We start from the raw sequence: 5,614 nt of genomic DNA, 5'->3' as shown, positions 1-5,614 counted from the left end.
GCTGAAGTAGAGGTTGTTGTGAAAGTGGGCAGTGTAAACGTTATCGTTACGCAGAAACGCAAGCCGTATCACGACGAAAAAGACTTCAAACGGTTAGGACTCAACGGCCGGACGGCAGATATTGTGGTAGTTAAAATCGGCTATCTCCAGCCTGAATTATACGAAATGCAGAAGGACTGGATCATGGCGCTTACTCCGGGGGGCGTCGATCAGGATTTATTTCGCCTACCCTATAAACGCATCCAGCGCCCCATGTTTCCCTTCGACAAGGACATGAAGACGCCGGATCTTTCGGCCAAGCTAGTGCCGCTATCAGGTACGGTAAAATGAAATCGCTTACTAAGCAGGCTGGTAATGTAACATCCAGTTGATTCCGTATTTGTCCTGAAGCGAACCGTAGTAGGCACCCCAGAACATGTCCTGCAAAGGCATCGATACGGTGCCTCCTTCGGAGAGTTCATTGAAAAGCCGATCGGTTTCTTCGCGGGTTTGGGGCTCCAGATTGATATGCATGTTGTTGCCATACGTTAGCGTAAAGCCCATGCTTTCGGGCGCATCCGTTGCCATCAGTACGTGTCCGCCCATGATGGTAAGTTCGATATGAATAATGAGTTTTTTGTCCGCTTCGCTCATCGCAGGCGCTCCATCGGGCGCAGCAATATCGCCAAAGCGCTGAAGTCCCCGGCCCGTAAATTCGCCCTTGAAAACGGTTTTATAAAAGCTGAATGCTTCTTCCGTTTTCCCGGGAAAGTTCAGATACGTAGTGACACGTGCCCGATTGCTGGTTTTGTTCTGTTTCCGCAAATCAAATTGAGCGCTCAGGTACAGATCCAGATTTTCCAGTCCGGCCGTAAACCCTTCTTTGAAGCCCATAGCAACAGTCTGTTCCAAATCGGCGAGTTTGTCGTACGTAATGACGATATCGACGAGGGTCGTATCACCCTTTTCGGTAAAGGTGTTCTGCCACAACGTGCGGGGTAGACTTGTGTTGAGGGTTCCGTTTTCGTCGCAAAACCCATCTAGTGCCGAGAAGCTTTTCAGTGGCTCAATCGTTTTATAATCAGCTTTTGACCAATGTTCTTCTCCATTTGGGCCAACCATTTCGTAGAGCCACGATCCTCCGGGTCTGAAATCCATTGATTTGGTTCGTGCCTGCCAGGGTTTTGGCGCCCACCACTGATCGAGCAGTTCGCTCTGTGTCCAGGCCGACCACACCATCGGGAGCGGAGCATCAAATTCGCGTGCTACGTTGATCCGTTTGTTTTCCTTATCAACCACAAAGTTCATTAGAATGGCCTTGTTCATTTCTGTTCTGTTTTGAGTTTAGCTAATACGTCGTCTAATTGATTAAAGCGTTTTTCTACCAGGTCTCTGAATTGCTTAAGCCAGATTTCAACCTGCTGCATTTTGTCGGGATTTACGTGGTAATAAATTTCCCTGCCCTGCTGATGCTGCGTCAGAAGTTCTGATTCAAGCAGCACATGGATGTGTTTCGAAATTGCCTGACGGCTTGTCGTGAAATGCTCCGCAATTGCATTGGGCGTCATCGCCTGCACTGCGATTAAAACCAGAATAGCTCGTCTTGTAGGGTCGGCTATCGCCTGAAAAACGTCCCGTTTCATAAAAGCACAGATTATTTGCAACCATTGAGTTGCAAATATACGCGCAACTATTCGGTTGCGCAACTGTGCCAATATAAGTTAAGCTGTTACTGATAGAAGATAGACGTGGATTTAGTGGGCATGAAGTTGCTGAACCATTTATCAGCTTCGCCTATAATGTATCTGCTAACCTATATTAACGATACGTTAGTCACCTATTTTACGGCATAAAACTACCGTTTAGTTAATAAATAGAAAAAATAGTGTCTTTTATGGACTTTTAAAGTCTATAGTTTCACACTTAAGCAGCCTAGACTAGGCCTTAAAGATGGTTTAGTACTTACACGATCCATTTTGTTTGCGATTCTACCCATCAGGTATAGTATGACAAAGGGATATGACAGACTGAACAAAAAATACTATCCATACAACGCATCAAATAATCATGGCACTTACTACGTGCCGGCACGTAGTAAAACAAGAAAGCCAGGTCGCATAACAACCAGGCTTTCCGATTCTATCCACACCATATTAGCCAATATAGACCATGTCTACATTAGCTAATGAAAGCAGTTTCCTGCTTTCTGGATTGGTAACAAACTGTAGACAAAGTTTGTTGCTGAATTAACACCAATCTCATATTCTGTATGATGTAAAGGACAGCACCGCTTTATCCTTTTCGTTACGCAGGGTATGAGATTGCTGTTATCTGGGCTACTGCGAACCTCCACAGAAGGAATAATCAAGTAGCCCGAAACGGAAGACAGTCAGCAAGCTATACCATCCAGCCTGCTCAATAGTCGAGCGATAAATCCAGCAAGACACCTAATGAGAGGCATAATCTGCCAAACATCGGCTAAATCCGACTGTTCATCGAAAAGAAAGCTAAATGCCGTAACGAGCCCGTAGATTTGTTCTACCCACCGTAACAGAGCAGGGTAAAAAACTACGTTTTTTATTATTGAGTTTGTAGTCAGGAAAGCAACTTGCCAGAGAAAAGGCGAGTTGCTTTTTTATTAGCAGCACGCTATCAATACATTAAGGAGATCGCTTATACCTCCCCTCCTTTCTAACCTAATGAATTCTATATCGGAATTGCCAACCTTAACCGATAATTCACTAGCTAACGATCGACTCCATAAACCAATCGTGTTTCCGAAGCAGCTTATCAACTTCCAGCCAATCGACAAACGGACGCTTGCTGATTGACTCATCCTGGGTTAATGGACACCCCAGGGCAGCGTCATCAATATAGACGTTAGCGTAGCATTTATTGCTACCTGTCCAACGAGCCTGGGTTGGGTTGGTCTGAACTCCATAAAGAGGTATGTCACGTTCGGCAAACCAGCTAACCGCCTGATCTAAATATTGACCATGCCGCATGGTGAACAACACAATGCCCGCCCCAGCCGCTACCATCTCTTTTAGTACGTCTACAGCATGCGGACAGTCTTTACCAACTTTAGGAAATTCGTGGGTAACACAAGTACCGTCGAAGTCTACGGCTACCACAAAGGATGGCTGGGTAACTGGCCTTTCTTCGGATATTGTTTCCACTTTCCGACTTAGTAAGCCAGCGTTTTTTTGCGGATTCCGATACGTTTGGCGGTATTTAAGGTCATTTTTAAATTTAGCAACAACCTTATTTAGTGTGGATGAATTTACTGGCATGGCCTGGTTGTAAATTTTTTGTTTACAATTTAAGCATAAATACCCATAAAATGATCAACCTTCGGAACTTCTTATTTAAGAACAAAAATAGTTATACCCTACAAAAACGGGGCAGGTCATTGCACGAATATTTTCCTATTTTCCAGCAAGATTTATACACATTTTTTACGTCCAGAACTGCATCGAGACTAAAAAATACGTGTTATCGTATTCATTGTTCTGGTAATCCGCAGAACGTGCAAACCTTTCGAACCGCGTTTCGTAATCTGATAGATGCTACCATCGGTGGCAAGGAATGAATTGTGGCTAGAAAGGTGTCGTTTCCGGTCAAATCGCCCTGGCATGCCTACTAACCCCAAAGCCGTGGATCGTCCTTATTCCAGGCACTACATCATCGAGTTATCTGATTGCCCGGCGAGTATTCCGCTGATTTATTTGATCACGACGGTTACCAACTCCGTTCCACCTTATCAAAATGAAAATCAACCTTTTCATTTTGATAAGGTTTTTGTCTCCCATCTTTTATAGCCTTAGACAGGCCACTACGTAGCTCGCTTATAATCAGATGCTTAACAAGAGATACGTTAGTTCAGTCAAGTTTGGACAACTTTTTGGCATAGTGTGAGAAACTAAAACAGTAATACTCGCACACTATGGGTACGCTTCTGCTTCTGATCGGTTCAGCACTTGGTTGCTTCGTAATTTTCTATAAAGCCATCGAGTGGTTCGAACGCATCTGATTTTAACACGACTGACCATGATTACTCTCGTTTTTATTATCGCGTTACTGGTTTTCGCCTACATGCTGTACGTACTGATTAAACCAGAAAAGTTTTAACCTATTTTTTACTCAAACAATGACAACCGAATGGATGGGCGTTCTGGTCATGTATGGACTGACGGTCCTGCTGGCAATTCCGCTAGGCAAGTATCTGGCCAAAGTATTTAAAGATGAACCAAACGCGTTCGATTTCATGAAGCCGCTGGAGCGGCTCATTTACCGACTGGGGGGCGTTGAACCAACCGCTGACCTCACCTGGAAACAAAATCTGGTGGCGCTGCTGACCATCAACCTGGTTTGGTTCGTGCTGGCATTCGTACTGCTCCTGTTTCAGGGTAGCTTGCCGCTAAACCCAGACGGGAATGCCTCGCAAACGCCCGATCTGGCGTTTAATACGGCCATTAGTTTTATGGTCAACTGCGACCTGCAACATTACTCGGGCGAATCAGGTGCTACGTATCTGACGCAGTTGGCCGTCATGATGTTTCTGATGTTCGTCTCTGCCGCAACGGGTATAGCGGCAGCGGTGCTCCTGTTCCGTTCGTTCATACCGCAGATGACTGAAACGGTTGGCAATTTCTATGTGCTTTTTACCAAGACAATTACCCGCTTGTTGTTGCCGGGTTCACTCGTTATCGCTTTACTTCTGGCCTTCAATGGAACCCCAGCTAGTTTCGACGGAAAGGATACGATCATTTCGATGCAAGGCGATACAGTAGGCGTATCACGAGGGCCGGCAGCGGGTATGATTGCCATTAAACACCTGGGCACCAATGGGGGGGGCTGGTTTGGCGCGAACTCGGCGCATCCGCTGGAGAACCCTAACTACCTGACTAATATGGTTGAAATGGTCGCTCAGATGATCATTCCAATTGCGATGATCTTCGCGCTAGGGTTCTTCATCAATCGGAAGCGATTTGCCTGGATGATTTACGGCGTAATGACCATCGGTTTCCTCCTTTTGGTTATTCCAACTCTTTTCAGCGAATTGGGGGGTAGCCCTGCCATCGCCCAGTTGGGTGTAAGCCAGCCAACGGGTGCCATGGAAGGCAAAGAGGTTCGGTTTGGTCCGCTCGCTTCGGCCTACTGGAGCATTGCAACGACAATTATCTCAACGGGTTCGGTCAACTCCATGCACGACTCCTCGATGGCCCTTTCTGGCGCCCTGGAACTGCTGGGCATGATGGTCAATGCCTTCTATGGAGGTGTTGGTGCTGGTCTTCTTAACTTCTATTTCTTCCTGATTATTGCCGTCTTCATTTCAGGTTTGATGGTGGGCCGAACGCCCGAACTGTTCGGCCGGAAAGTCGAAGCCCGGGAAATTAAGATTGCTTCGATTGTCGCCCTGCTGAGTGCGTTTCTGGTAAAAGGAGGCACGGCGCTGGCGGCCTGGATTTTTATGCAGCACGGCGATGCTGCCTGGGCGGTAAAACCTTCCGCCTGGCTGAATAATCCCGGTTTCCACGGCTTTACAGAAATGCTTTACGAAATGACCTCAGCCAATGCTAACAATGGTTCAGGCTTTGAGGGTCTGGGCGATAATAACTTCTTCTGGAACTAT

At 46.3% G+C, this 5,614-nt stretch carries 6 protein-coding genes; 3 read left to right on the top strand and 3 right to left on the bottom strand.

The window, feature by feature from the left end; genetic code table 11:
- Window positions 1–330: MlrC C-terminal domain-containing protein (locus ACOJS8_RS13230; protein ID WP_420149014.1), on the top strand; the 330-nt coding region annotated here is incomplete at its 5' end.
- Window positions 331–339: 9 nt separating this feature from the next.
- Here the strand turns inward: ACOJS8_RS13230 and ACOJS8_RS13225 are convergent.
- The 3 genes from ACOJS8_RS13225 to ACOJS8_RS13215 form a co-directional block, all read right to left on the bottom strand.
- The gene (locus tag ACOJS8_RS13225; RefSeq protein ID WP_420149013.1) at window positions 340–1,305 is read right to left on the bottom strand and encodes an SRPBCC domain-containing protein; all 966 of its coding nucleotides are present in this window, start codon (window positions 1,303–1,305) and stop codon (window positions 340–342) included.
- On the bottom strand, window positions 1,302–1,622 hold the full coding sequence (locus ACOJS8_RS13220; protein ID WP_420149012.1) for an ArsR/SmtB family transcription factor: 321 nt from the start codon (window positions 1,620–1,622) through the stop codon (window positions 1,302–1,304). Before ACOJS8_RS13220 ends, ACOJS8_RS13225 begins: the two co-directional genes overlap by 4 nt.
- A 1,098-nt stretch (window positions 1,623–2,720) precedes the next feature.
- Window positions 2,721–3,272: a hypothetical protein gene (locus tag ACOJS8_RS13215; RefSeq protein WP_420149011.1), complete on the bottom strand. Its 552-nt coding sequence runs from the start codon at window positions 3,270–3,272 to the stop codon at window positions 2,721–2,723.
- A gap of 757 nt (window positions 3,273–4,029) precedes the next feature.
- Between ACOJS8_RS13215 and ACOJS8_RS13210 the strand changes: the two genes are divergently transcribed.
- Entirely contained in the window at window positions 4,030–4,110 is an 81-nt protein-coding gene (locus ACOJS8_RS13210) for a potassium-transporting ATPase subunit F (protein WP_080054258.1), read from the top strand.
- A 19-nt stretch (window positions 4,111–4,129) separates the two neighbouring features.
- The coding region (kdpA, locus tag ACOJS8_RS13205; protein ID WP_420149010.1) for a potassium-transporting ATPase subunit KdpA at window positions 4,130–5,614 on the top strand (1,485 nt) is incomplete at its 3' end.

This window comes from Spirosoma sp. (assembly GCF_048594605.1).
Taxonomy (GTDB): domain Bacteria; phylum Bacteroidota; class Bacteroidia; order Cytophagales; family Spirosomataceae; genus Spirosoma.
The sequence above is the reverse complement of the archived record's forward strand: the minus strand, read 5'-3'. Positions and strand labels throughout refer to the sequence as shown.